Source organism: Paenibacillus sp. FSL R7-0312 (genome assembly GCF_038004445.1).
Taxonomy (GTDB): Bacteria; Bacillota; Bacilli; order Paenibacillales; family Paenibacillaceae; genus Paenibacillus_AQ.
Map to the genome: position 1 here is coordinate 6,622,927 of NZ_JBBORE010000001.1, position 23,334 is coordinate 6,646,260.

Annotated in this window: 17 protein-coding genes and 2 pseudogenes; 12 read left to right on the top strand and 7 right to left on the bottom strand. The window is 54.2% G+C overall.

Annotation, left to right across the window (positions count from 1 at the left end; genetic code table 11):
• Positions 1 to 113 precede the first annotated feature (113 nt).
• Entirely contained in the window at positions 114 to 3,833 is a 3,720-nt protein-coding gene (locus MKX70_RS28845; RefSeq protein WP_445323688.1) for a DNA polymerase III subunit alpha, read from the bottom strand.
• A 146-nt stretch (positions 3,834 to 3,979) separates the two neighbouring features.
• Here MKX70_RS28845 and MKX70_RS28850 point away from each other — a divergent pair, with 146 nt between their 5' ends.
• The 3 genes from MKX70_RS28850 to MKX70_RS28860 all read left to right on the top strand — a co-directional run bounded on the left by MKX70_RS28850 (position 3,980) and on the right by MKX70_RS28860 (position 5,264).
• A complete protein-coding gene (locus tag MKX70_RS28850; protein ID WP_039309559.1) occupies positions 3,980 to 4,300 on the top strand; it encodes a YtrH family sporulation protein in 321 nt (106 codons plus the stop codon).
• Between the two features lie 64 nt (positions 4,301 to 4,364).
• A complete protein-coding gene (locus MKX70_RS28855; RefSeq protein WP_042234632.1) occupies positions 4,365 to 4,868 on the top strand; it encodes a hypothetical protein in 504 nt (167 codons plus the stop codon).
• Positions 4,869 to 4,961: 93 nt separating this feature from the next.
• Positions 4,962 to 5,264, top strand: coding sequence for a YtpI family protein (locus MKX70_RS28860; RefSeq protein WP_340841362.1), 303 nt, complete (start codon positions 4,962 to 4,964; stop codon positions 5,262 to 5,264).
• A 727-nt stretch (positions 5,265 to 5,991) separates the two neighbouring features.
• On the opposite strand, the gene MKX70_RS28865 is transcribed toward MKX70_RS28860, so the two are convergent.
• Together MKX70_RS28865 and MKX70_RS28870 are read right to left on the bottom strand one after the other, a co-directional pair.
• On the bottom strand, positions 5,992 to 7,326 hold the full coding sequence (locus MKX70_RS28865; RefSeq protein ID WP_340841363.1) for a DRTGG domain-containing protein: 1,335 nt from the start codon (positions 7,324 to 7,326) through the stop codon (positions 5,992 to 5,994).
• Between the two features lie 282 nt (positions 7,327 to 7,608).
• Entirely contained in the window at positions 7,609 to 7,893 is a 285-nt protein-coding gene (locus MKX70_RS28870; protein ID WP_042234626.1) for a hypothetical protein, read from the bottom strand.
• Positions 7,894 to 8,087: 194 nt separating this feature from the next.
• Here MKX70_RS28870 and MKX70_RS28875 point away from each other — a divergent pair, with 194 nt between their 5' ends.
• Positions 8,088 to 8,663, top strand: coding sequence for a hypothetical protein (locus MKX70_RS28875; RefSeq protein ID WP_042234624.1), 576 nt, complete (start codon positions 8,088 to 8,090; stop codon positions 8,661 to 8,663).
• 103 nt (positions 8,664 to 8,766) lie between these two features.
• On the opposite strand, the gene MKX70_RS28880 is transcribed toward MKX70_RS28875, so the two are convergent.
• Positions 8,767 to 9,111 carry a YlbF family regulator gene (locus MKX70_RS28880; protein ID WP_042234622.1) on the bottom strand — a complete coding sequence of 115 codons (345 nt, stop codon included), beginning with the start codon at positions 9,109 to 9,111 and terminating at the stop codon, positions 8,767 to 8,769.
• Between the two features lie 332 nt (positions 9,112 to 9,443).
• Here MKX70_RS28880 and MKX70_RS28885 point away from each other — a divergent pair, with 332 nt between their 5' ends.
• From MKX70_RS28885 to MKX70_RS28915, 7 genes and pseudogenes are all read left to right on the top strand, one after another.
• Complete coding sequence (locus MKX70_RS28885; protein WP_042234608.1) at positions 9,444 to 10,811, top strand: YheC/YheD family endospore coat-associated protein; 1,368 nt, start codon at positions 9,444 to 9,446, stop codon at positions 10,809 to 10,811.
• Between the two features lie 10 nt (positions 10,812 to 10,821).
• Entirely contained in the window at positions 10,822 to 12,000 is a 1,179-nt protein-coding gene (locus MKX70_RS28890) for a YheC/YheD family endospore coat-associated protein (RefSeq protein WP_052416197.1), read from the top strand.
• A complete protein-coding gene (locus MKX70_RS28895) occupies positions 12,001 to 13,374 on the top strand; it encodes a YheC/YheD family endospore coat-associated protein (RefSeq protein WP_042234605.1) in 1,374 nt (457 codons plus the stop codon).
• The gene (locus MKX70_RS28900) at positions 13,371 to 14,489 is read left to right on the top strand and encodes a YheC/YheD family endospore coat-associated protein (RefSeq protein WP_042234604.1); all 1,119 of its coding nucleotides are present in this window, start codon (positions 13,371 to 13,373) and stop codon (positions 14,487 to 14,489) included. Before MKX70_RS28895 ends, MKX70_RS28900 begins: the two co-directional genes overlap by 4 nt.
• A 21-nt stretch (positions 14,490 to 14,510) precedes the next feature.
• Positions 14,511 to 15,029: a GNAT family N-acetyltransferase gene (locus MKX70_RS28905; RefSeq protein WP_042234602.1), complete on the top strand. Its 519-nt coding sequence runs from the start codon at positions 14,511 to 14,513 to the stop codon at positions 15,027 to 15,029.
• A complete protein-coding gene (locus MKX70_RS28910; protein WP_042234600.1) occupies positions 15,011 to 16,141 on the top strand; it encodes a YheC/YheD family endospore coat-associated protein in 1,131 nt (376 codons plus the stop codon). Before MKX70_RS28905 ends, MKX70_RS28910 begins: the two co-directional genes overlap by 19 nt.
• A gap of 90 nt (positions 16,142 to 16,231) precedes the next feature.
• Positions 16,232 to 16,995 (top strand): annotated as a pseudogene (locus MKX70_RS28915) (KamA family radical SAM protein); the annotation flags it as partial.
• 73 nt (positions 16,996 to 17,068) lie between these two features.
• On the opposite strand, the gene MKX70_RS28920 reads toward MKX70_RS28915, so the two are convergent.
• Positions 17,069 to 17,644: a DUF421 domain-containing protein gene (locus MKX70_RS28920; protein WP_042234592.1), complete on the bottom strand. Its 576-nt coding sequence runs from the start codon at positions 17,642 to 17,644 to the stop codon at positions 17,069 to 17,071.
• 291 nt (positions 17,645 to 17,935) lie between these two features.
• Between MKX70_RS28920 and MKX70_RS28925 the strand changes: the two genes are divergently transcribed.
• Positions 17,936 to 18,346 carry a YheC/YheD family protein gene (locus MKX70_RS28925; RefSeq protein WP_042234590.1) on the top strand — a complete coding sequence of 137 codons (411 nt, stop codon included), beginning with the start codon at positions 17,936 to 17,938 and terminating at the stop codon, positions 18,344 to 18,346.
• Positions 18,347 to 18,416: 70 nt separating this feature from the next.
• Here the strand turns inward: MKX70_RS28925 and MKX70_RS28930 are convergent, their stop codons facing one another.
• Both MKX70_RS28930 and MKX70_RS33495 read right to left on the bottom strand, forming a co-directional pair.
• Positions 18,417 to 22,520: an S-layer homology domain-containing protein gene (locus tag MKX70_RS28930; protein WP_340841364.1), complete on the bottom strand. Its 4,104-nt coding sequence runs from the start codon at positions 22,518 to 22,520 to the stop codon at positions 18,417 to 18,419.
• A 30-nt stretch (positions 22,521 to 22,550) separates the two neighbouring features.
• Positions 22,551 to 23,303: pseudogene (locus tag MKX70_RS33495) on the bottom strand (GLUG motif-containing protein); the annotation flags it as partial.
• Between the last annotated feature and the right edge of the window lie 31 nt (positions 23,304 to 23,334).

The following is a 23,334-nucleotide window of genomic DNA, read 5'->3' on the forward strand; positions in this document are numbered from 1 at the left end:
TTCCCCTTTCCGCACGGGACAATGCCCTGTGGTTCCCTAATGTATGCGGAAAAGGGCGGAAATGTGCTTATTTTTCTACCTGATTCTGACGGTTCCGGCTCCCAGCATGCTCTCTATTGCCGCAAACAGCTCCTCCGAGGGCTCGATCCGGTAGCTGTCGCTGAGTGCCAGCACCTTCTGGTTGCGCTCATAGAACAGCAGCGTCGCGGCTGGTCCCGGATGGGTCTGCAGCAGCGCCTGGAGGCGCGGCAGCAGACCTTTGAGCTCAGCACCCGGCGTGATCTTGATGAAGACACGCTGGGTGCTCTGCGCTGAGCTTGCGGAGCGCTCAGCAGAAGCGGGCTGCCCCGTGCGCAGCGGGGCAGGGCTTCCCGGCCGCGTATCTGACGCGGCCGGGGCCTTAGGCGCGGCCTGCGCAGCGGCCGCGTTAGCGCGCGCACCGGGCGGCTGTGCCGCCGGTGTGCGCGTGCCCGGTGCAGCGGCTGCGCCAGCTGCACTGCCGCTGCGGGCGCCGGGGCCAGCGGCGCCCGTACGGGCTGCAGGAGCTGCCGCAGGCGCTCCTGCGGGGCGTTCCGGCCCGCGTAGGCGGGCCGGGCGCCTGCGGCGCTGCGGCGCTGCAGCAGGCCGCGCACGCTGTCCGAGGTGAGCGGGGCCACCTCCTCGGCCAGCAGCTTGAAGCCCTCGTCCTCCTGCTGCACCTTGGCGCGCAGGGCCAGCAGCGCGCCCTTCTCGATCAGGCCGCGGCTGCGTTTCCACACCTCAGGGAAGAGTACGACCTCGCAGCGCTCGATCTGGTCTTCCCATTCGACAAAGGCCATCGCCTTGCCGGCCTTTGTCGTAATTTCCTTAAGCGACACGACCATGCCGGCCGTCACCGTCATGCTCTCGTCTGCCATTTCGCCAAGATCCATCAGCTTCTGCATCCCCGGCTCCTCCAGCAGGGCCGAGCTGTCATCCAGCGGATGGCCGGACAGGTACAGACCCAGCAGCTCACGCTCCAGCTCCAACTGCTGGGTCACGGAGAATTTCGGGATATCCGGATAACGGATTTCCCAGTTCGGCGTCTCAATCAGATCATCGAACAGCTGGATCTGCAGCTCATCGCGCTCTTTGCGCCACTTCGCCGCTGCATCGACTGTCTCATCCAGCATTGCCAGCAGCTGGGCCCGGTGGCCGGGAAGCCGGTCGAAGGCGCCTGTCTGCAGCAGTGATTCAATCACGCGCTTGTTGCAGACACGCAGATCGACACGGCGGCAGAAATCAAGCAGGCTGTCGAACGGACGCTCCTTGCGGACCGCCATAATATTCTCCACCGCCAGCGTCCCGACATTCTTAACCGCAGCCAGTCCGAAGCGGATATGCCCGCTGCCTTCGCCGGGTACAGGGGTGAACAGCACGCCGCTCTCGTTAACATCGGGCGGCAGCACGCCGACCCCGCTGCGGCGGCATTCCAGCACATACTCTGCCACCTTGCGGTGGGTTCCCATGACCGCGGTCAGCATTGCTGCCATGAACTGCACAGGATAATGCGCCTTGAGATAAGCAGTCTGGAACGCCAGCACGCCATAGGCGGCAGCATGGGCACGCGGGAAGCCGTAGTTGGCAAACCGCACGATCATGTCATACACCTCATTGGCATCCGCCTCCTGATAGCCCTGCTTCAGACTGCCCTCCACAAAGTGGCTGCGTTCCTTGTCCAGCGTCTCCCGCTTCTTCTTGGACACCGCACGGCGCAGCAGATCCGCTTCGCCAAGCGAGAACCCCGCCATCAAGGAGGCGATCTGCATGATCTGCTCCTGATAGACGATGATCCCATAGGTATCGGCCAGAATCGGCTTCAGATCAGCATGAGGATACACGACCTCGAACTCCCCGTGCTTGCCCCCGATGAATTTCGGAATAAATTCCATCGGACCCGGACGGTACAGAGCCACCACGGAGACAATATCCTCAAAACCGCTGGGCTTCAGATCCTTCAGTACCCGCCGTACGCCTGCAGACTCCAGCTGGAATACGCCTGTGGTCTCGCCTGCCCCCAGCATCTCATAAGTCAGCGGATCATGATCCGGGATGAAGCGGAAATCAGGGACGCTGCCGGTCATTTCCTTCACCCAGTTCATGCAGCGTTCAATAATCGACAGGGTCCGCAGCCCCAGGAAGTCCATCTTCAGCAGGCCTACACTCTCCAGATGCTCCATGGAATACTGGGTCAGCGCTGTACTCTCACTGCCGGCCTGGAGCGGAACGGCATCGGTCAGCGGCCCCTTGGAGATGATCACTCCGGCAGCATGCGTTGAGGCATGACGCGGCATGCCTTCAACCTTCATCGCCATATCAAGCAGCGCTCTGGTCTTCGGACTGGTATCATACAGCGCCTTCAGCTCTGGCGTGCTCTCCAGCGCCCGGGTGATGCTGATGCCGAGCTGGCCCGGAATCAGCTTCGCCGCCTTGTCCACCTCGTTATACGGCAGATTCAGTGCACGGCCTACATCCCGTACAGCTGCTCTTGCTGCCATCGTTCCGAAGGTAATGATCTGCGCCACATGCTCCTTGCCATATTTGTCCACGACATAGGCAATAACCTCATCGCGGCGTTCGTCACTGAAGTCAATATCAATATCGGGCATCGTAATCCGCTCCGGATTCAGGAAACGCTCGAAGAGCAGATTATATTTCAGCGGATCTACATCCGTAATCTTCAGCGTATATGCTGTAAGACTGCCTGCCGAGGAACCACGGCCCGGGCCGGTAACAATCCCGCTCCGGTGGCAAAAAGCGATGAAATCCCAGACAATCAGGAAATAATCGCTGAACCCCATGCTCTCAATGACGCCCAGCTCATAGGCCAGCCTTTTCTCGGCCGTTTCCTTCTGCTCCGGAGATGCCCACAGCGGCGTATCCGCGTAGCGCTCCTCCAGCCCGCTGCGGCACAGCTCACGCAAATAAGCGGCGGCATCCAGCCCTTCCGGCAGAGGGGAATACTCCGGCAGAATATGATTGCCGAACGTCAGCTCCAGATTGCAGGCTTCTGCAATCCGCAGCGTGTTCTCCAGCGCCTGCGGCACATGCGGGAACAGCGAGGCCATCTGCTCGCCGCTCTTGAAGAACAGCTGATCCGTGCCGATCTTCAGACGGTCCTCATCATCCACAGATTTGCCTGTGCCAATACAGATCAGCACATCCTGAACCTCGGCATCTTCCTTGTCCATATAATGCACGTCATTCGTAGCCACCAGGGGAATATCCAGCTCGGCAGCAAGCTGAATCAGCTTCGGATTCACCCGCTTCTGTTCAGGCATCCCATGATCCTGCAGCTCCAGGTAGAAGTCCGCGCCAAAAATCTCCTTGTAACGCAGCGCCGCCTTGCGCGCATCCTCCTCACGCCCGTGCAGCAGATGCTGCGGTACCTCTCCGCCAAGACAGGCGCTGAGGCAGATGATTCCCTCGGCATGCGCCGCCAGTGCTTCCATATCAATCCGCGGCTTGTAATGCTGGCCCTCCAGATGGCCGATGGAGATCAGCTTCATCAGGTTCCGGTAGCCGATCTCGTTCTTCACCAGCAGAATCAGGTGATAGATCGGCTGATCCTTGCGGCTGCCCCGCTCACGGCGCGAACCTGCGGTTAAATAAGCCTCACAGCCGATAATCGGCTTGATGCCGTTCTCCTGGCAAGCTTTATAGAAAGGGATTGCCCCGTACATCACTCCATGATCCGTCAGCGCCAGCGATTTCATGCCGTATTCGCCGGCCCGGCGCACCAGGTCCGTAATACGCGCCGCCCCGTCCAGTAAACTGTATTCGCTGTGCACATGCAAATGCACGAAAGGGCTCATTATCCCCACTTCCCTTCAGTTCCAAAATCAAAACATAAGATGAAACTATTTTATCATATTAGAGGGGGAACCGCCCATAGAATGGATTAAGCGCATAAGGACAGGCAGCGGATAAGCAATTGCCTGGACCGGGAAGGAGCCTTATGATGAATATTTTCCTGAGCAAAGCCGTCCTCGACTTCTTCATCGCCTTCGGCATTGTATTGGGCGGTTCCCTGCTGGGCGGGATCGGAGCCGTGGTCTCTCTGCAGCCGCCTACGCACACCATGCTGGATATCGCCGACCGGATCAAAATCTGGGCACTGGCTGCCGCCGTCGGCGGAACGATCGACCCGATGCGGGTCATTGAGAGCAATATGCTGGGAGGTAACCTCTCCCCCGCCATCAAGCAGATTCTCTATCTGGTCTTCGCTTTTCTGGGCGCTCATATGGGCAGTGAGTTAGTCAAATGGGTGTGCGGCAAGTAGAAACAGAAGGATAATGGATAGCGCTGAGCAGATACATTCTTATATTTAAAGGGGTGATGAATCCATGCGCCTGCCGCCGTTTCACCGCTACCGGCGTTTCTCGCAGATTGCTGCCGTTTTTGTGCTGGGAATGATTGTGGGCGCCGTGGTATATAACGCCATTTATCATATGGGATACAACGTGCTCTGGCTAAGCAATCAGGAGCTCCGGATACAGATCGAGGAGTACCGCAATGACATTGACACGCTCAAAAAATACAACAATACCTCCACCGTAATCCGGGAAATTAAGGTCCGCACCGAGGACAGCAAAGTTAAGGAAGGCACCGCTGTGCTAGACACGGTGACTGTCAAGGAAATCCTCAGGAAGCTGGTCAGCGATCTGGAGCCGATGCGCGGGCGCAGCATGTTTGAAATCGATTCTGACGGGAAGCTGGCCCGCCTGCTGCTGGACGGCAAAATCTACATTGTACGCGAGAAAGAATATACTGTCAGAATCCGCACTATGCTCGTTATGGAGGGTGTGCTGCAAATCTGGGTGGAGATCGCTCCTTATAAGCGCACCTGAGTCATAATCATGGTACAATAGTGGGCAAATCATAGAATGGTAGAGTATAGCCGAAGCACCGTTTCCCACCTTCCACTAAGGAGCTGTCTGTCCATGATTATGCTCATCAAGTATCTGCTGTTTGTTCTGCTGGTCGTCTTTATGATCAGCGCCGCCATGTACAGTTTCTCCTCCCGGAGGGCCGTAGACCCGCTAATCAAAGGGCTTAAGCGATCAATTATGAACATGCTGCTCGGCGCAATGCTGGTAACGCTCTCACTGATGTCGATGTTCATCTTCCGCGGCTCGACGCTTAATGTTGTCATTGAAGCAGCTTTTCTGCTGCTGGGTATCTTCAACATCTTCTCGGGGCTGCGCAGCCACGGGTACTACAGCCGGCTCCGCAGCGGGAGCTGAGTGTTTACGGTATCCGAAACCGGTATCAGAATGGGTATTTGAATCCGGCTATTAATCGGTATTTCAATCGCTATTTGAGTCATTGCATCTCTATGTGAATCTTTGCATTGGTATTTGAATCGCTAGTTATCTTTGAATCGCTAGCTAAATCGCAGCATCTCCCTCACTCGGCTCTCCGGTAGAACTATGCGAAGTGGAAATTGTACACTTATTACTGGCCAAGCCCTACCTTTCAGGGGAGCAGTTGGAAAAAAGGCACTTATTTCGTCCGCTTTCCTCCCCTGGTGCAGATTCCGGCGGATTAGATGTCCTTTTTCCACTTATTGTTCCAAAATCGGGGAGTTCGGGACAATTAGATGCCCTTTTTCCACTTGCTGCCCGCTGCTCATAATAGAGACCTATCCACTCAGTGTCCATGTAACCAGATGTCCAGTCCGTCGCCCATATAGTATTCAGCTTTTTCAGCCGTTCAGCTTCTTAGCTTCGCAGCCATTAATCCAACCAGCTATTCTATGGCTTGCCGCAATTCCCCTAGTTAGTCCCTAATGCAAATAGACCAGGTTACTCTCCCGGTTACTACAGGATAGCCTGGTCTATTTAGTCTGTATTCGTCTGTATTCGATTCTGATTCGTCTGCACTTGTCGATATTATTCGTTCTGTATTCATTTTCTGTGCGAAGACTGCATGTATTCCTACACTATTGCTAAATGTATATATTTGAGCGTTTTAACCGTGGTCAATCGACTGCAGCATCAGGACGGCCTTGGCCACAATGGTCTCCACGTGACTGATTTCAATCTCCAGCTTGCAGGTACGGCGGCTGATCTCCAGCAGCTTCGGCATGACGATAATGGAATGCTCGATTTGCACCGGGCGGATGAAATAGGTGGACATGTTATCCAGCACATAGTCATTGCCGGTGATGTCCTTGGCCGCCTTAAATGCGGAAAGTGTCATCAGTGTGGACAATATCCCTTCCGAAATCGTCCCCAGATCTGTTGCCATCTGCGGTGTGATGAAGCCGTGGAAGAACAGCTTGCCTTCCTCATCGCGCTCATCGGCAAAACCGTTCCAGATCAGATGATCGAAGGTCTCCCCGAGCTGCGGCTGGTTGCTGGCATCACGCAGACTCTGCAGCACTTCCCTGCGGGTCAGCGAGCCGACCAGCTTGCGGTTACGGTCCACGATCGGCAGGAAGTCGATCCCTTCCCACATCATAATCTGCGCTGCCGAAGCCAGGGAGGTCTGCAGTGCAGCGGTCACCGGGCTGCGGACCATGGCCTTCTCGATGCTCTGCCCTTCTGCGAGCTCCTCCACATCGCGGCGGCCCACGATACCGATGACCCGATTCCACTCGTCGGTCACCGGGAAGCGCTGCTCACCGCTCGAGAGGGACAATTCGCGTAATTCGCCGACTGTACTGGAGATTTTGAGCGTATTCAGGCGCGGCTTGCCCTCCACAATATCTTCCACGAGCATAATCTTCTTCTTGATCAGCCGGTCAAAAATCGCCCGGTTAATCATTGAAGCTACTGTAAACGTATCATGCCGGGAAGAAATCACCGGCAGGTCCAGTTCATCCGCCAGCGCCTTCACCTCTCGGCTGGTACCGAAGCCACCAGTTACTAGCACCCCTGCCCCCTGCTCCAGTGCAAGCGAATGCACATCATCACGGTTACCCACGATCAGCAGGCTGTCGGCATCGATATAACGGATCATGGCATCCACTTTCATCGCGCCAATCACATATTTATGAAGATGTTTGTTCAGACCTTCCGCTCCGCCGAGGACATGTCCCTCGACAATGTCCACTACATCTCCAAACGTAAGCTGATCAGAAATATTGCGCGGCTTTTTTTCTACCCGGACCGTACCGATCCGCTCCTTGGTAATAACGATTCCCAGGTTCTCCGCTTCCTTCACGGCACGGTATGCTGTACCTTCACTGACGCCCATTTCCTTGGCCAGCTTGCGGACGGAGATCTTCGTTCCCACCTTCAGACTTTCAATATGCTGCAGCAGTTGTTCATGCTTTGTAATATTATCGCCTTGACCTTCCAACTGTTACACCCCCATACCCCGATCTGTACTATTCTGTACCCATTATAACGCTGGTTACAGCGGAGTACAACAGAACGGGTATGCTTCTTTCAAGAGATATGTCAACTGTATGACAAGCGATACCAGAGGCGATTAAGGGCAGCCGCACTTAGAACAACACACACATAATGCATGCATAAGTACAGCCTTGAATATAGCTATAACACAGTTCACCCCCGGTCCGCAGCTTTCGCGAGACAGGGGGTGAGCCGCTTCAGCTTGCCTATAGGCGCCGGCCAAATCCTATAATCTCTGGGACACCCGGGTTTCTTCGTTCCACTGGCCCTGCCACTGCTCCAGCTTAGCCTTGCGGACCGCCTCCAGGCGTTTCTGCTTCTCTTCATCCACTCCGATGATAAAGTGCAGGTGCGAGGCAATCACCATGAAGGCAAATGCACACCAGACAATACCAAAGCCCAGCACCCAGCCGGGACCATTCTGAAAAGACAGCTTCGGCAGCGCGTACAGCAGCATCGCCAGAGCCGCCAGCAGATACACGGAATGCTTGAATTTGTTTCTTTTTTTCATTGTCGAACCGCTCCTTCGTTCTAAAGGGTTGTCAGGCTGAACTTGAATCTATATCTCTACTCTATGAACTTCAGGTTCGGATTATGAGACAAGTTGCTAATTTTTCATCTTGCTGATTCCGCTGCCTCCTGGTTAAGTCTAGCCTGAATGCCGGGAGTGTGAGATGATGGAGCCATGAAGAGGAGGAATTTACATTGAATAACATTTGGGGCCAGTCCGAGTACATAATCCGCAAAAAAGTATTCTCCGTCATGGGGGCAAAGCTGCATATTTACAACAGTTCGGAGGAACTTTTGCTCTTTTCGCAAATGAAGGCGTTCAAACTGAAAGAGGATATCGCCCTGTACACGGACGAGAGCATGGAGAGAGAGCTACTGCGCATTAAAGCCCGCAAAGTGATAGATCTCAGCGCCACCTATGATGTCTATGATTCGGAGACCGGGAAATCTCTGGGCGCACTCCGCCGCAAAGGCCTGAAGTCTATCATCAAAGATGAATGGGTGATTCTGGACACCGGCGATACCGAGATCGGATTCATTAAAGAGGACAGTATGTTCATGGCGCTTCTGCGGCGTGTCATTACTCTGATTCCGCAAAAATATAATGTGGAGATCGGCGGCATGGTCATCCCGGCCTTCCGGCAGAACTTCAACCCTTTTGTCACCAAAATTATCGCCGACTTCTCCGAGGACCGCAAAGGTGTACTCGATAGACGTATTGGCGTAGCTGCCGCGATTCTGCTCTGTGCCATTGAAGGCAAACAGGATTAGATTAGAAATGTCGGCCTTAGCATCAAAAAGAGGGTGATTCCGGAGCCAAATGGCACTGAAATCACCCTCTTGCTATTATCAGGAGAATCCCCTTCTATAGCGCTTATTGTTGTCCGCCGTACATTTGGGACAGGCTGTCGGTGATGATTTTGTTCACATCTTCGATGACTACACTAAGGCGGCGCTCTGCGTCGAACAGGCGGCGGATGCCGAGATTCAGGTTAAGCACCTCGAACAGCTTCTCCATCTTCTCCATTTCCTCCTGCGGAGGCATCTCTCCGCTCATCATCTGCTGCTGCAGCTCGATTTGGCTCTGACGGAAATTGTCGAGCATCAGCTTGCTCTCCGGATCTGCTTCGATCACTTTCATCGCGCTGGTGATATCTGATACCTCGGTGCTGTCTTTAATGGCTCTCGCCAGTTCATGTGCCTTGTCAATTACGTTCATTATAAATCCTCCTAAAAGTTTTGTTAGCATCTGCTTCCCTGAGTCTTCTTCGCAAAACTCGCTTCGTAAGCATACGCTTAAGTTTTGTGTATCCGCCCAAATTTCGCGGTCACGTTATTCCCCCTCCAGCGGCCAGACTTCTGTCTGTGCGGCCTGCACCTGTACTCCATCTGCTGAACGGGTCACCGCCGCCGGACATTTAATCCGCCCGGCACGGCTTTTTAAAGAATAGGTCAATCACCAAGGGTCAGATGTCTCCATATGATGAATGATATGTAACCCTAAAGATTCATATTGCCGGCATCATGCTGCCTACCGGAAGGAGATCCACGATGTCCCAACTCAAGATCCCGGTCCAAACGGTCCACTCGGGCATCCTGCAGGAAAACGCTGTAATGCTAGGCGACAAATCCATGAAGAGGCTCAAAATACCGGCGCACGGAACAATCCAGCTAACCTTCGGCTCTTTCCGGCAGGAGGTTACCGTTATTCCGGTTCCCAAATCCGACAGCCTGCGCGTAAGCGAAGGGCTGGCGCGCAGGCTGGGCTTAAGGCAGCGCCTCACGCTTAACGCTTCCTATAGTTCAGGCAGCCGCAATCTGCGGCTGGGGCCGATGATTGGAGTTCTGGTGAGCCGGGACCATCCCGAGCATCCCGACAGAGTGTTCGGCCAGATCACGATGTTCTGCCGGGAACTGACCAATGCCTGCCATGCACAGGGCGCCTATGTATATTTCTTTACCCCGGAAGCGCTGGAAACGCGCAGCACTACCATCCAGGGCTGGGTATACGATGAGGGCTGGCGGAAGCTGAGTCTTCCTGTGGCCGATGTGATCAACAATCGGCTGACGACGCGAAAGGTAGAGAACAAACCTAGCGTACAGCATTTTTTGGCGGATGTAAAATCCCGCTACGGAACTCATTTTTTCAATGAAAAGTTCCTTGACAAGACAGAGGTATTCGAAGCGCTGGCACAAGATCCCGCCCTGCAGCGGTATTTGCCGGAGTCACATGCCCTGAATGGCTTCGCCGTATTGAAAAGAATGTGCAGCAATTATCCTAGTGTGTTCCTGAAACCTGTACGCGGCAGCCTGGGCAAAGGCATTCTGCGCATCTCCAAAGAAGACGGCGGCGGCTATCGGCTGCAGTCGACAACACCGCTGGGGACACGCAAGCAAAGCTATCCCAGTCTGGCGAAGCTTTTTGGGTCCATTGCCCCGAAGATGAAAACGACCCGCTACCAGATTCAGCAGGGCTTGCCCCTGCTGGAGCTTGGACGGCGGCCGGTGGACTTCCGGGCACTCGTACAGAAGAACGGCACCGGCAAATGGGGCGTCACCTCCATTGTGGCCCGGACCGCCGGAAGTAATCATTTTGTCTCTAATCTCGCCCGGGGTGGGACGCTCAGTACGGTCCGGGAAGCCATCGGCAAAAGCAATCTACCGCCCGGAGCGAAGGAAAGCTCCCAGGTTCAGCTTCCCCGGGCAGCACTGGCGATCGCCAGAGGCGTAGAGACTTATATCCCGGCGCATTTCGGGGAGCTGGGCATCGACCTTGCGCTGGACCAGTCGGGCAGAATCTGGCTGCTAGAAGTCAACTCCAAACCGTCCAAGAACGACAATACACCGCTGAACGACCAGAAGATCCGCCCCTCCGTCAAACAAATGATTCTATACTGCCGCTATCTGGCCGGGTTATAAGGAGGACATCATGACCGAAACAGCAATGGGGTTCCTTGGCATTATGACAGGCCGTCGCCACGGGAATCCTCCCATCGCAGAACCGGAATTCTGCAGTCATCTATGCCGGGCGGCCCCGTTGTATGATCTGAAGGTCCTTGTTTTCCATCCGGAAGGTGTCGCCAAGGACGGCGCCTCTGTCAGCGGGTATCTCTGGCAGGAAGGTCAGTGGGTGCCTGCGCAGTCACCTCCGCCCGATATTCTCTACAACCGCTGTTTCTACCGGACTCCGGAGGAGAAAAGAACTGCAGCCGCTGCCCTGGCTGTACTCTCCCGCTGTCTTCCCTGGTCACGCGGACTCCCGGATAAATGGGGCGTGTACGAGATCCTGCGGCGCAGCCGTACAGCCGCTGCCCTACTGCCCGAAACTCTGGTTTATAGCGGCCGTGAAGCACTCGGCAACATGCTTGCCGAAAGGGAGTACGGTGTTTTTCTGAAACCCAAAACAGGCTCCCACGGCAAACGCACCATGCACGCTGTACTTCTGGGCAAAGGCGAAGGCGGCGGAGTGAGTCTGCGGGGAAGAGACCGGTTGAACGAACCTTTTCAATATGTTTTCGGTACGCTGGACGAAGGCCTGGACTGGATCCACGGCTTCATCGGCCAGCACCGCTATATCATACAGCCATATCTGCATCTCACCGGCAGCGGAGGACAGCCGTTCGATGTGCGGGTGCTGATGCAGAAGAACGGTACCGGCGCCTGGTCTATGACCGGTATGGCCGTACGTCTGGGAGGCCGGGGATCGCTTACCTCGAATCTCCACGGCGGGGGAACCGCGGTTCCCGCTCTGCCCTTCCTGCTTGCCGAATACGGCAACACAGGCCGAAGCCTGTATGAGGAGCTGATCTCAGCAGCCGCTCTCCTGCCTCCACTGCTGGAAGATTCCTGCGGGAGACTCGGAGAGCTCGGTCTCGATTTCGGCATTGATGCCGGAGGAAGAATCTATCTGCTTGAAGCTAATTCCAAGCCAGGGCGCACAGTGTTCCGGCTGACGGGCGACCGCCGGGCTGCTAGGCTCGCCGCCGAGAATCCGCTGCGCTATGCGCGTCATCTGCTGCTTACATCAAGCGGCAAACCACAAGCTGTCTCACCGGCAGCTCCGTTCAACGGGAGAATGATATCAATCGTTCCTAAGGAGGATTCATAAATGGGTCTCACTTTTTGCAATGTGCATTTCACCAAGCAGCCCCAAAGAGTTGTCTATGTCTCGGGTGAACTGATGAAAAGCCTGAAATTATCCGGCAAGAAAAACATCCGCCTGCGGCTTGGGAAGGATGCCATCCCGGCGATGATCAAGCCGATCAAACGCGCCGGCAAGCATCTCTTCCTGGCCTCGGGAGTGAAGAGCGCAATCAAGGTTCCGAAATCAGGCGGCATTTATTTGCGCAACCTGCAGAATGATGAGGTCCAGCTCGGACCGCTGGTCGGCGTACTGTCCGACGGGCCCGCCTCCGCGGCACAGCCTTTTGGCTCCCGTACCGGCTTCATCAAGCAGCTGCTGCGCGAAGGCAGCAACAAATGCTATATCTTCGCCTTCATGCCGCGTGACATCGACTGGCAGCAGGAGCAGGTCAACGGCTATTTCCTCACGGCCGGCGGCAAATTCGAGCGTAAGATGGTGCCGCTGCCGGATGTCGTCTACAACCGTCTGCCCAGCCGCAGAGCGGAGACTTCCCCATACATCAACCAGCTGCGGGAGCGGTTCGGACGCAAGAAGATTCCCTACTTCAACTGGAGCTTCTTCAATAAATCGGATGTTTACCGCCTGCTGGAGAATGACGGTGCCGCCAACCGCTTCGTGCCTGAAACACACAGCAATCCCAGCACAGAACAGATGCGCGATATGCTGGACCGCCACCACTTTGTCTATTACAAACCTTCCGCAGGCAGTCTTGGACACGGCATCTACCGCCTGACCTACCTGCCGAAGAAGGGGTACTTCGCCCGTTACCGTAAGAGCGGGAAGAATGTGCTGCTGCGCTTCACCAGCTTCGACAGCCTGATGCGCATGCTGCGCGGCCGTCACGGACAGAGCCTGCAGAATTATGTGGTTCAGCAGGGGATCCGGCTGATTGAGATTGACGGCTGCCCGATTGATTTCCGCTTCCATATGCACAAGAACGGCAGCAACCAATGGGTAGTTGTCGGCATCGGGGCCAAGAAAGCCGGCCGGGGCAGTGTCACCACCCACCTGAAGAACGGCGGCGCCCTGCTTACACCGCAGCAGGCACTGGGCCGTGTCTTCGGCGCAAGATCGGATGAAGTGCTGCAGCGCGCCAAAACAACAGCCGTCAAGCTGGCAGAATCCCTGGAAATCCAGCACCGGCATCTGCTCGGTGAGATTGGATTTGATCTCGGGATTGACCAGGATGAGGATATCTGGATGTTCGAGGCCAATGCCAAACCGGGACGCTCTATCTTCCGCCACCCCTCCCTGCGCGCTGAGGGCAAAGCTTCCATTGAGCACATCCTGGAGCATTGTCTGTATCTCAGCAAATTCCGCAGGAGGGATGACTTGTGAACAGCCGTATCCCTGACCCCGGCAAGCCCGTTATCGCCATCCTGACGACCAGTGACCGGCTGAAGCAGTTTCGCGGCAACCGCAATAACTTCCGCGATATTATCCGCACCGGCAAAGAAATGGGTTATCTGGTATATGTCGTCACCGTCCGCGACCTGAAGCTGGAGGAGCGGATGGTGAACGGCTTCGTCCCCTCTGCCAGCGGCAAGCTCTGGTACTCCATTCCTGTCCCGCTGCCGCAGGTGATTTATAACCGGATTCCGAACCGCGATGAAGAGGAGAAGGCACCGGTCGCCCGCAAAATAGCGGAATGTCTGGAGCATCCTGAGATCCAGCTGTACAACCCGAGATTTTTCAATAAATGGAATCTCTTCGAGTGGCTCAAGGAATCCAAAGCAACCTCAAAGCATGTGCCCAAGACCCGCCGTCTGCGCAGTGCAGCAACCCTGACGGCCATGCTGAAGAATCACGACAGTCTCTACCTCAAACCGGAGAACGGCAAAGCCGGCAAAGGGATTATGCGGCTGAGATACCGGATGGATGCTATGCTGCCTTACCGGCTGCAGATCCAGAGCGGCAAGAAGAACACGACCTACAAAGCCGCGTCCATCGAACGTCTGTGGGCCAGAATCGTCAGGGAAAAAGGGGTATCCCGCTACATCGTGCAGCAGGCCATTGTGCTTGCTGCGCACCACGGGCGCCCCTTCGATCTTCGCGTGCTGCTGCAGAAGAACGGCCGTGGCGCCTGGGCGGTCACCGGCATTGGCGCACGGCTGGCCGGAGCCCGCAGCATCACTACCCATGTGCCGCGCGGCGGCAGCATTGAAGAGCCCTCCAGCATGCTGGAGGGAACCTTCGGAGCAGAGCAGGCTGCGGCCATCCTGAAGAATGTCCCCACCACGGCGCTGCTGATTGCCCGGCAGATTGAACGCGCTTCGGCCACCATGCTGGGCGAGATGTCAATGGACCTCGGCGTCGATGAAGAAGGCGGGCTGTGGTTCTTCGAGGCCAATTCCAGGCCGATGAAATTCGATGAGCCGGCGATCCGCAAGCTGTCGCTGGAACGCATTTTTCATTATGGCCAGCATCTATCCCGCCAGACTAAGCCTAATTAAACCCGTAAAGGAAGTGACACCATGCAGATATCCTCACTCTACGACAGCAATCCGGTGCAGTGGAATTCCAGACTAGCCGGATTGCTTGAATTCCTGAGGGAGTATGGGGAGCAGCGGATTACGCTTCGCGGATGCAGGCAGCTGGCCCGGCTGACACCGGAGCAGCTCGCCTTGCCGGGAGTTTCGCTACTCGTTGCCACTGTACGGGGTCAGAACGGCCGTCAGCTCGCAGGTGTCAGCTTCGTCTCCGGCTACGGCAAGGAGGCCTGTGTAGTAGCCGTTCATCCCCTGTACCGCAAGAGGCATACCGGCACAGCCCTGCTTACCGCGCAGCTGGAACGTCTTGGGCAGCTGGAATGCCATGTAGCCTGCGATAACCCGGCCAGCCTGAAAATGTGCTTCAACAGCGGGCTAGCCGCCGTAGACCTGGTTAACGGCCCTACGGGTAAACCCACGCTGCTGCTGCGGTCCTCCCGGACTGCAGCCGGACCTACTATTCTCCCACAAGAAGGTGAACTCCTGTGCCAGAGCCCGTCTTAGGCATCCTCACGCTATATCTGAATGACGCCAAACAGCTTGAGGAGAAGAGCGTGTACCGGAGGATGATTATTGAAGGCAGCCGGATTGGCCTGGATGTCTTTGTGTTTACCCCCGCAGATGTGCATGTAAGCAAAGAACAGATCCATGCCCTTGTCTATGATGTCAAAAGCGGAACATGGTCGCGCAAATGGCGCTCCTTCCCGAATATGATCTATGACCGCTGCCGGATTCAGCGCAGCCAGCGGTTCCAGCAGTTGCTGCGCTTCCGCGCGCGGTATGATCATCTGACCTTCCTGAACCGTCCGCTGCGTAATAAATGGACGGTCCACCAGACCTTTTCACAGAAAAGCCGTTTCCGGCAGCATATGCCGGAGACTCTTCTATATCAGTCTTCCGCCGATCTCCACCGCATGCTGAAGTTCAGTCCGGTCGTCTACGTCAAGCCGATTAACGGCACGGGCGGACGCGGCATCCTGCGAATTGAGCGGCAGCGGGAAGGCAAGTCCCTCTACGATATCCAGGGACGCCGCCAGAGCCGGCAGATCATCGCGCCCCGCAAGGTGTCGCTGAGCCGCCTGGATTCGATTGTCCGCCAGTGGTGTCTCGGCGGACGGTTCCTCATCCAGCAGGGCATTCCGCTCCGCTTGCCAAGCGGCCGGTTCCATGACTACCGGATGCTCGTGCAGAAGAACGGCCAAGGCGTCTGGGAATTCACCGGCATGGCCGGCCGGGTAGGCGCGGCCCGCAGCGTCACCTCGAACCTCCATGGCGGCGGGCATGCGATGCGGGCCGAGGCCCTGCTGAAGCAGTGGCTCGGCAGCGAAGAGCGGGCCGACAAGGCCATGCGCACCGCAGAGAAGCTGGGAATCGAAGCTGCCGCGTACCTCGAAGATAGCTTCGGCGCGCTCTGCGAGCTGGCCCTCGACCTCGCGATCGACCGCGAGGGCAAGATCTACGTGCTGGAGGTCAACCCCAAGCCGGCCCGCGAGGTCTTCGCCCGCTCCGGCGACAATAGCACTTACCGCAAAGCGCTGGTACGCCCGCTGGAATATGCGATGTGGGTGTATAAGAACAAGAATACGCCGAGCTCGGCGAAGACGGTTGAGGAATGAAAGATTGGTAATGAACAGCAATGAACCGCTCCTTCACAAATACAGAAGGGGCGATTCTTATTACTGAATCAATAAAAATAGGTAAGGTATATAACAGATATTAACAAAATTGAGTTATTGTCTGAGTCGGAGAAAGAAAAACTTAAAGAAGTCACAGACAGATTTGTTTTCCGTGTCAATAGCTATTATCTTTCTTTGATTAACTGGGACGATCCGAAGGATCCTATTCGAAAACTAGTCATTCCAGGTGAAGGAGAGCTAATGGAATATGCCCGCTGGGATGCTTCAGATGAGGATACAAATTATGTTGTACCAGGCTGTCAGCATAAATACAGAACGACAGCACTTCTAATCGTATCCGAGGTTTGCGGGGCTTACTGCCGCTATTGCTTCCGTAAACGGTTGTTCCGTAATGATGTGAAAGAGGCTCAGTCTGATGTCACACTAGGATTGGAATATATTTCAAGTCACCCCGAGATTAACAATGTACTTCTAACGGGGGGGAGACAGTCTGATTCTCTCGACTTCGAAGCTTCGTTCAATCATTGAAAGTCTTAGAGCGCATATAGGAAGATCAAGAGCTGCTGAATTTGATTCAGACTCATTCTACTGAAGACAAACGGATATATGTGATGGCACACATTAATCATCCTCGTGAAATAACACCTGAAGCCAAAAAAGCTTTTAAAGCTCTTCATAACGCTGGAGCTATTGTCGTTAATCAGACACCGGTTCTCAAAGGTAAAAACGATGATCCCGTTATTCTCGGAGAACTTCTGGACCGACTTTCGTGGGCTGGAGACACGCCTTACTATTTCTTCGTTAACCGTCCTATCGCCGGTAACCGGGAGTTTGCTGGGGGAAATCAGGGAATTGGTTCAAATCATGCAGAAGTACGAATAAGAAGCTAAAGATCCTATTTTCAGCTTACTGCAGTGTGGGGTCGATATCCTTTTCATGGTTGTTTTGGCTAACCTCTTTGAAAAGCGAACCTTGCTCCAAAGCATCTTCTGACTTCAGGCCGAGCAAACGTTCTAATTCCCCAATGGTCACTGGTTTGGCATGCCGCATTAGTTCATATCCTAATTGGCCGTTTGGTTCAAGTGTAGCGGTTTGGACATCTGTGAAGTTCGTAATCCCTTGCTCTCTGAGCCTTATTTCAAGTTGGTCTACTGACATACGAATGGAGCGAAGAGTAGTAATGTTGATTTGTCCGTTTTCAATAACGATCTTGGATTGGCCACTAAGCACCTTTTCAAGCCAATTAAATTTCAATTGTAAATATTCAATAATTAATAATGACACAATAAATACCGAAGCAGAGCCTATCGCTTGCCACAATTCATGATTCGCAATAGGTTGAACTATGGTAGTACCGATTGAGATCATTATTACCGTCGTCGCTACACTCATCTGCGAAATTGATTTTCTGCCGGCAATTCTCAGAAGAATCATTCCGACTAAGACTAGAAAAGCAGATTTCCATATCCAAGCTAGATCCATCAGATCATCCTCCAGAAATACCGATTTCAATTAGTATGTAATTCTAAATTGTATCCTATTCAAAATTTATCCATAATGCATATATTGAACCTTTCCATTACAAAGACACTCCAGAACTATAAAAAAAACAATTAAGAGCTTCTTCCTCGATCTATTGTGGGAGAAGCTCTTCTCTCTCCTATTCACAAAATTCACGCCAGCGTACTTATGCCTTGCGGTTTGACTTAATGATTCGTTAACATAAGGCGCATTGTATTACGGGCCACTCAAACTCTTTGATTGAGATTGTTTATGATGTTAAAAGCGGAACATGGTCGCGCAAGCGGCAAGTTCCTCGTCCAGCCGGATATTCCGCAGCAGCTGCCCAGCAGCAGGTTCCATGACTACCGGATGCTCGTGCAGAAGAACGGCCAGGGCTTCTGGGAATTCATCGGCATTGACCGGCCAGGTAGCCGCTGCGCATACCAAGAAGACAGCTTCGGCGCAAGCTGCGAGCTGGCACTGGACCTCGCGATCGACCGCGAGGGTAAGATCTACGAGCTGGAGGTCAACCCGAAGCCGGCCCGCGAGGTCTTCGCCCGCTCCGGCGTCAGCGGTACCTACCGCAAAACGCTGGTCCGCCCGCTGGAGTACGCGATGTGGGTGTATAAGAACAAGAATACACCGAGCTCGGCGAAGACGGTTGAGGAGGAAATGGAATAGATCGACAAACAACCGCCCTTTCGCAGGTTTGCGAAAGGGCGGTTGTTTACTAGATTACGTGATCCTTAATTCATTTTCCCCGTTGTGCCAGCAGCTTCAGCAGAACCGTCACAGCCTCAGCTCTTGTAGCAGAGTCTTGCGGAGCAAATTCGTTGTTACCCTTCCCTTGCACGATACCCGCTTGCTTCACGAAATCAATGCTGGCCTTTGCCCAGCCTGGAATATTCTTATCGTCAGCGAAGCTGGTGGTCAGCTTGACTCCGGTAGACTCACCCAGCGCTTTGGCGAGGATGACCGCCATCTCGGCGCGTGTGATTTCTGCATTCGGACGGAAACCGCCGTCCTCATAACCTGTAATTATGCCTGCTTGCACCGCCTGTGCGATGGCTGTCTGCGCCCACACTCCAATTGTAGCTGAATCTGCGAATTTCAGATCCGCCCCTGCTCCTTGATGCTTCAGCGCATTCATCAGCATCACAGCGAATTCCGCACGCGTCACTGAATGATTCGGCTGGAACGTTCCGTCCAGGTAACCCTTAACCACGCCCATGCTCAACGCTTGCTGGATGTTGGCTTCTGCCCAATGTCCAGCGACATCACTCAGGATAACTTCCGTAGGACTCTCCGTGACCGGCGCTCTTACTGGCAATCCCGTCACTTCGTCTACACTGAGCACTGCATATTTCCCGAAGTGATCCACTTCCACAATGATGTGATTCCCTTCGCTCTTGCCGCCTGCGACTTCAATCCAGGCTTTCTTCACCTCATCATAATAGAATACCGCTGCTAGTTGGTTGCTTGTCACAAGGGATGGATCAAAGGCAATGTTCAACCTAACCGGTTTAATGAAGTTCTCCAGGAAGTTTTTGGTAACCTCGTACACGGGACTGAGCAGGAGCTCGTTATTTGGGAAAAGCTTTTGTGGATCCAGCACCTTTTCAATGGATAATATCAACTCTTTGTTTATAGCTCCGGCGGGAATGGAAATCTTGATGGCATCCTCGAAGCTAACTTCACCCGCCTGGTTTACGGGAAGCGTTAATGTACCGTTGGTACTGCTAACAATGATATTCGTTGGGAGGATGAAAGTACTTCCAGGGTCAATACTAACAAGCTGTGTAGCCGGGAATTCGGCAGTTATAATGCCTGAGTCCGCTGCATTCGTCGTTGATGCTCCAGCAACAGTGAAGAAGTTCGCAGGCACTCCCGTTAAGGTATACCCTGGCTTGGGCGTGATTGTAATCATCGCCGTATACGCCGTGCCTGGGGCAAATACGGTCATCGCTGGTGACCAGCTAACCGTGGCTATATATTCTGGCGAATAAGTCGCCGTCGTTACCGGCGTAGTCTCGATGATCGGTGCGGTCACACCCATTATCCCGGGTGTAGTAATTGGAACGTTTGATACAGGCACTTCCGTGACAGGCAACGCTGCCGTCGCCGGGAACTCGGCGGTTACCACTCCTGAATCTGCTGTATTGGTGGTGCTAGCTCCCGGTACGGTAAAGAAGTAGGCGGGTACTCCAGTTAAGGTATACCCCGGCTTGGGCGTGATTGTGATCGTCGCCGTATAAGCCGTTTCTGGAGCAAATAAGGTCGTCGCTGGTGACCAGCTAACCGCGGCAGAATATTCTGACGAGTACGTTACCATCGTTACCGGTGTGGCACCGGTTAGCGGTGCAGTTACACCCGCTATCTCTGCTGCCTTGATGGGAATAGCTGTCACAGGCACGATCGCCGTCGCCGGGAATGCGGCGGTTACCACTCCTGAATCTGCTGTATTCGTGGTGTTTGCTCCCGGTACGGTAAAGAAGTAGGCGGGTACTCCAGTTAAGGTATACCCCGGCTTGGGCGTGATTGTGATCGTTGCGGTATACGCCGTTCCTTCACCAAAGCTTGCGTCTGCCGGACTCCAATCTATCGCCGCTGTATACTCTGCCGTGTCCGCTATCGATGCTGTCGGCGCTTCACCTGCGACCGGCGCAGTCACTCCAGCTATCGCTGCCGTCTGGATAGGCACCGCTGCCGTCGCCGGGAATGCGGCGGTCACTACACCTGAATCCGCTGCATTCGTCGTTGTAGCTCCCGCTACAGTGAAGAAGTCTTTAGCCACTCCTGCTAAAGTGTAACCTGGCTTGGGCGTGAGGCTGATCTTCGCCGTGTAAACTGCTGCTCCCGCAAACTTCGTGTCTGCCGGAGTCCAATCTATCGCCGCTGTATACTCTGCCGTGTCCGCTATAGATGCTGTCGGCGCTGCACCTGCGACCGGCACGGTTACTCCAGCAATCGCTGCCGTCGTGATAGGTATCGCTGCCGTCGCCGGGAATACAGCGGTCACTACTCCTGAATCCGCTGCATTCGTAGTGGTTGCTCCGACTACAGTGAAGAAATCTTTAGCTACTCCGGCTAAAGTGTACCCCGGCTTGGGCGTGAGGCTGATCTTCGCCGTATAAATCGCTGCTCCCGTAAACTTCGCGTCTGCCGGAGTCCAGTCTATCGCCGCCGTATACTCTGCCGTGTCCGCTATCGATGCTGTTGGCGCTTCACCTGCGACCGGCGCGGTCACTCCAGCTATCGCCGCCGTCGTGATAGCTATCGGTGCCGTCGCCGGAAATACGGCGGTCACAACTCCTGAATCCGCTGCATTCGTAGTGGTTGCTCCGACTACAGTGAAGAAATCTTTAGCTACTCCGGCTAAAGTGTACCCCGGCTTGGGCATGAGGCTTATCTTCGCCGTGTAAACTGCTGCTCCCGCAAACTTCGTGTCTGCCGGAGTCCAATCTATCGCCGCTGTATACTCTGCCGTGTCCGCTATCGATGCTGTCGGCGCTTCACCTGCGACCGGCACGGTCACTCCAGCAATCGCTGCCGTCGTGATAGGTATCGCTGCCGTCGCCGGGAATACAGCGGTCACTACTCCTGAATCCGCTGCATTCGTAGTGGTTGCTCCGACTACAGTGAAGAAATCTTTAGCTACTCCGGCTAAAGTGTACCCCGGCTTGGGCGTGAGGCTGATCTTCGCCGTATAAATCGCTGCTCCCGTAAACTTCGCGTCTGCCGGAGTCCAGTCTATCGCCGCCGTATACTCTGCCGTGTCCGCTATCGATGCTGTTGGCGCTTCACCTGCGACCGGCGCGGTCACTCCAGCTATCGCCGCCGTCGTGATAGCTATCGGTGCCGTCGCCGGAAATACGGCGGTCACAACTCCTGAATCCGCTGCATTCGTAGTGGTTGCTCCGACTACAGTGAAGAAATCTTTAGCTACTCCGGCTAAAGTGTACCCCGGCTTGGGCATGAGGCTTATCTTCGCCGTGTAAACTGCTGCTCCCGCAAACTTCGTGTCTGCCGGAGTCCAATCTATCGCCGCTGTATACTCTGCCGTGTCCGCTATCGATGCTGTCGGCGCTTCACCTGCGACCGGCACGGTCACTCCAGCAATCGCTGCCGTCGTGATAGGTATCGCTGCCGTCGCCGGGAATACAGCGGTCACTACTCCTGAATCCGCTGCATTCGTAGTGGTTGCTCCGACTACAGTGAAGAAATCTTTAGCTACTCCGGCTAAAGTGTACCCCGGCTTGGGCGTGAGGCTGATCTTCGCCGTATAAATCGCTGCTCCCGTAAACTTCGCGTCTGCCGGAGTCCAGGCTATCGCCGCCGTATACTCTGCCGTGTCCGCCAGAGCCGCAACCGGAGTTTCTCCAGCTACCGGCACAGTCACTCCATCAATTGCTGCTGATTGGATAGGTACAATCTTGATATCCTGGGCATCTACACTCCGGATATGTTCAGCAATCGCTGGTTGTGCAGCCCCTTTTACCCGTAAATAAATCTTATCGCCTAGTCTGACTACAATGTTGTCCACGCTTGTATCGACTATCGGCGTGTACGAGCCTGTGTTGACTTTATACTCCATCCCACTTGCCACGCCGGTTAACTTCGTCGTTCCTGCATTCGTTCCTGGTGTCAAAGCTATAAACGCCCATAACTCAGGATAATGTCCTGGAAGCATATACCAATCTTCGCTGAAATCCCAGTCACTAAATGTGGTTGGATCTTGCATTTCTGCGGTTGTTTTACCCGTACCTTTCCTGGTATCCGTCTGTCCTGTTGTGCTACTATCGTAGAAGCTGTTGCTAATGGTTCCACTGGAGAGGTAAGCAACCAAGCCCCCCATATCATAATAATTACTCCCACTCACATTTCCTGTGGCATAACTATTGATAATGGTTCCATCGTTTCTAGCAACCAATCCGCCCACTAAAGATCTTCCAGCAACACTTCCTGTGGCGTAACTGTTTTTGATGATTCCGTTGCTGTAATTACTACCAACCAAGCCACCACTTATTCCATTTCCAGTAATACTTACCAATGCGTAGCTGTTGCTAATAGTTCCGTAGTTTTCATTAACTAAACCTGCTGAACCATTCACGATTCTTCCGGTCACGTAAGTGTTGCTAATAGTTCCGTAGTTAGTGGATAACAAACCACCCGATGAGTACCTTCCTTGCACCTCAATATCTTCCAGAATCATATTGGTAATATTCCCTGTAGACCTTCCAAACAATCCGACCTCAAAAACAATAAAAGGTTGATCAATTTTCAGATTTGTGATTTTAAATCCATTGCCGTCCATGTTCCCACTAAACGGAGAACTGCTGGAGCTATTGGCACTATAGATCCTCACTCCTATCGGCATCCAATTATCATAACTACTCAAATCAATATCAGCTATTAAATTAAAATAAAGACCTGGATCCAAATAGTTCCTAACCTCACTCAGTTGATCGGCCGTTGCAATCTGATAAGGATCACTTGCTGTACCCGTTCCTCCAGCGAAGCCTCCCGCAGCATGAGCCGTCCCACCTCCAGGTGCAATAACCCCCGATATTCCTCCTATTACCATTAGTAGCACCAGAAAAACCGACAATCCTTTTTTATACGCCTTATTCATACGCATTCCCTCCTCCAAAACTTCTCCACTTCATATA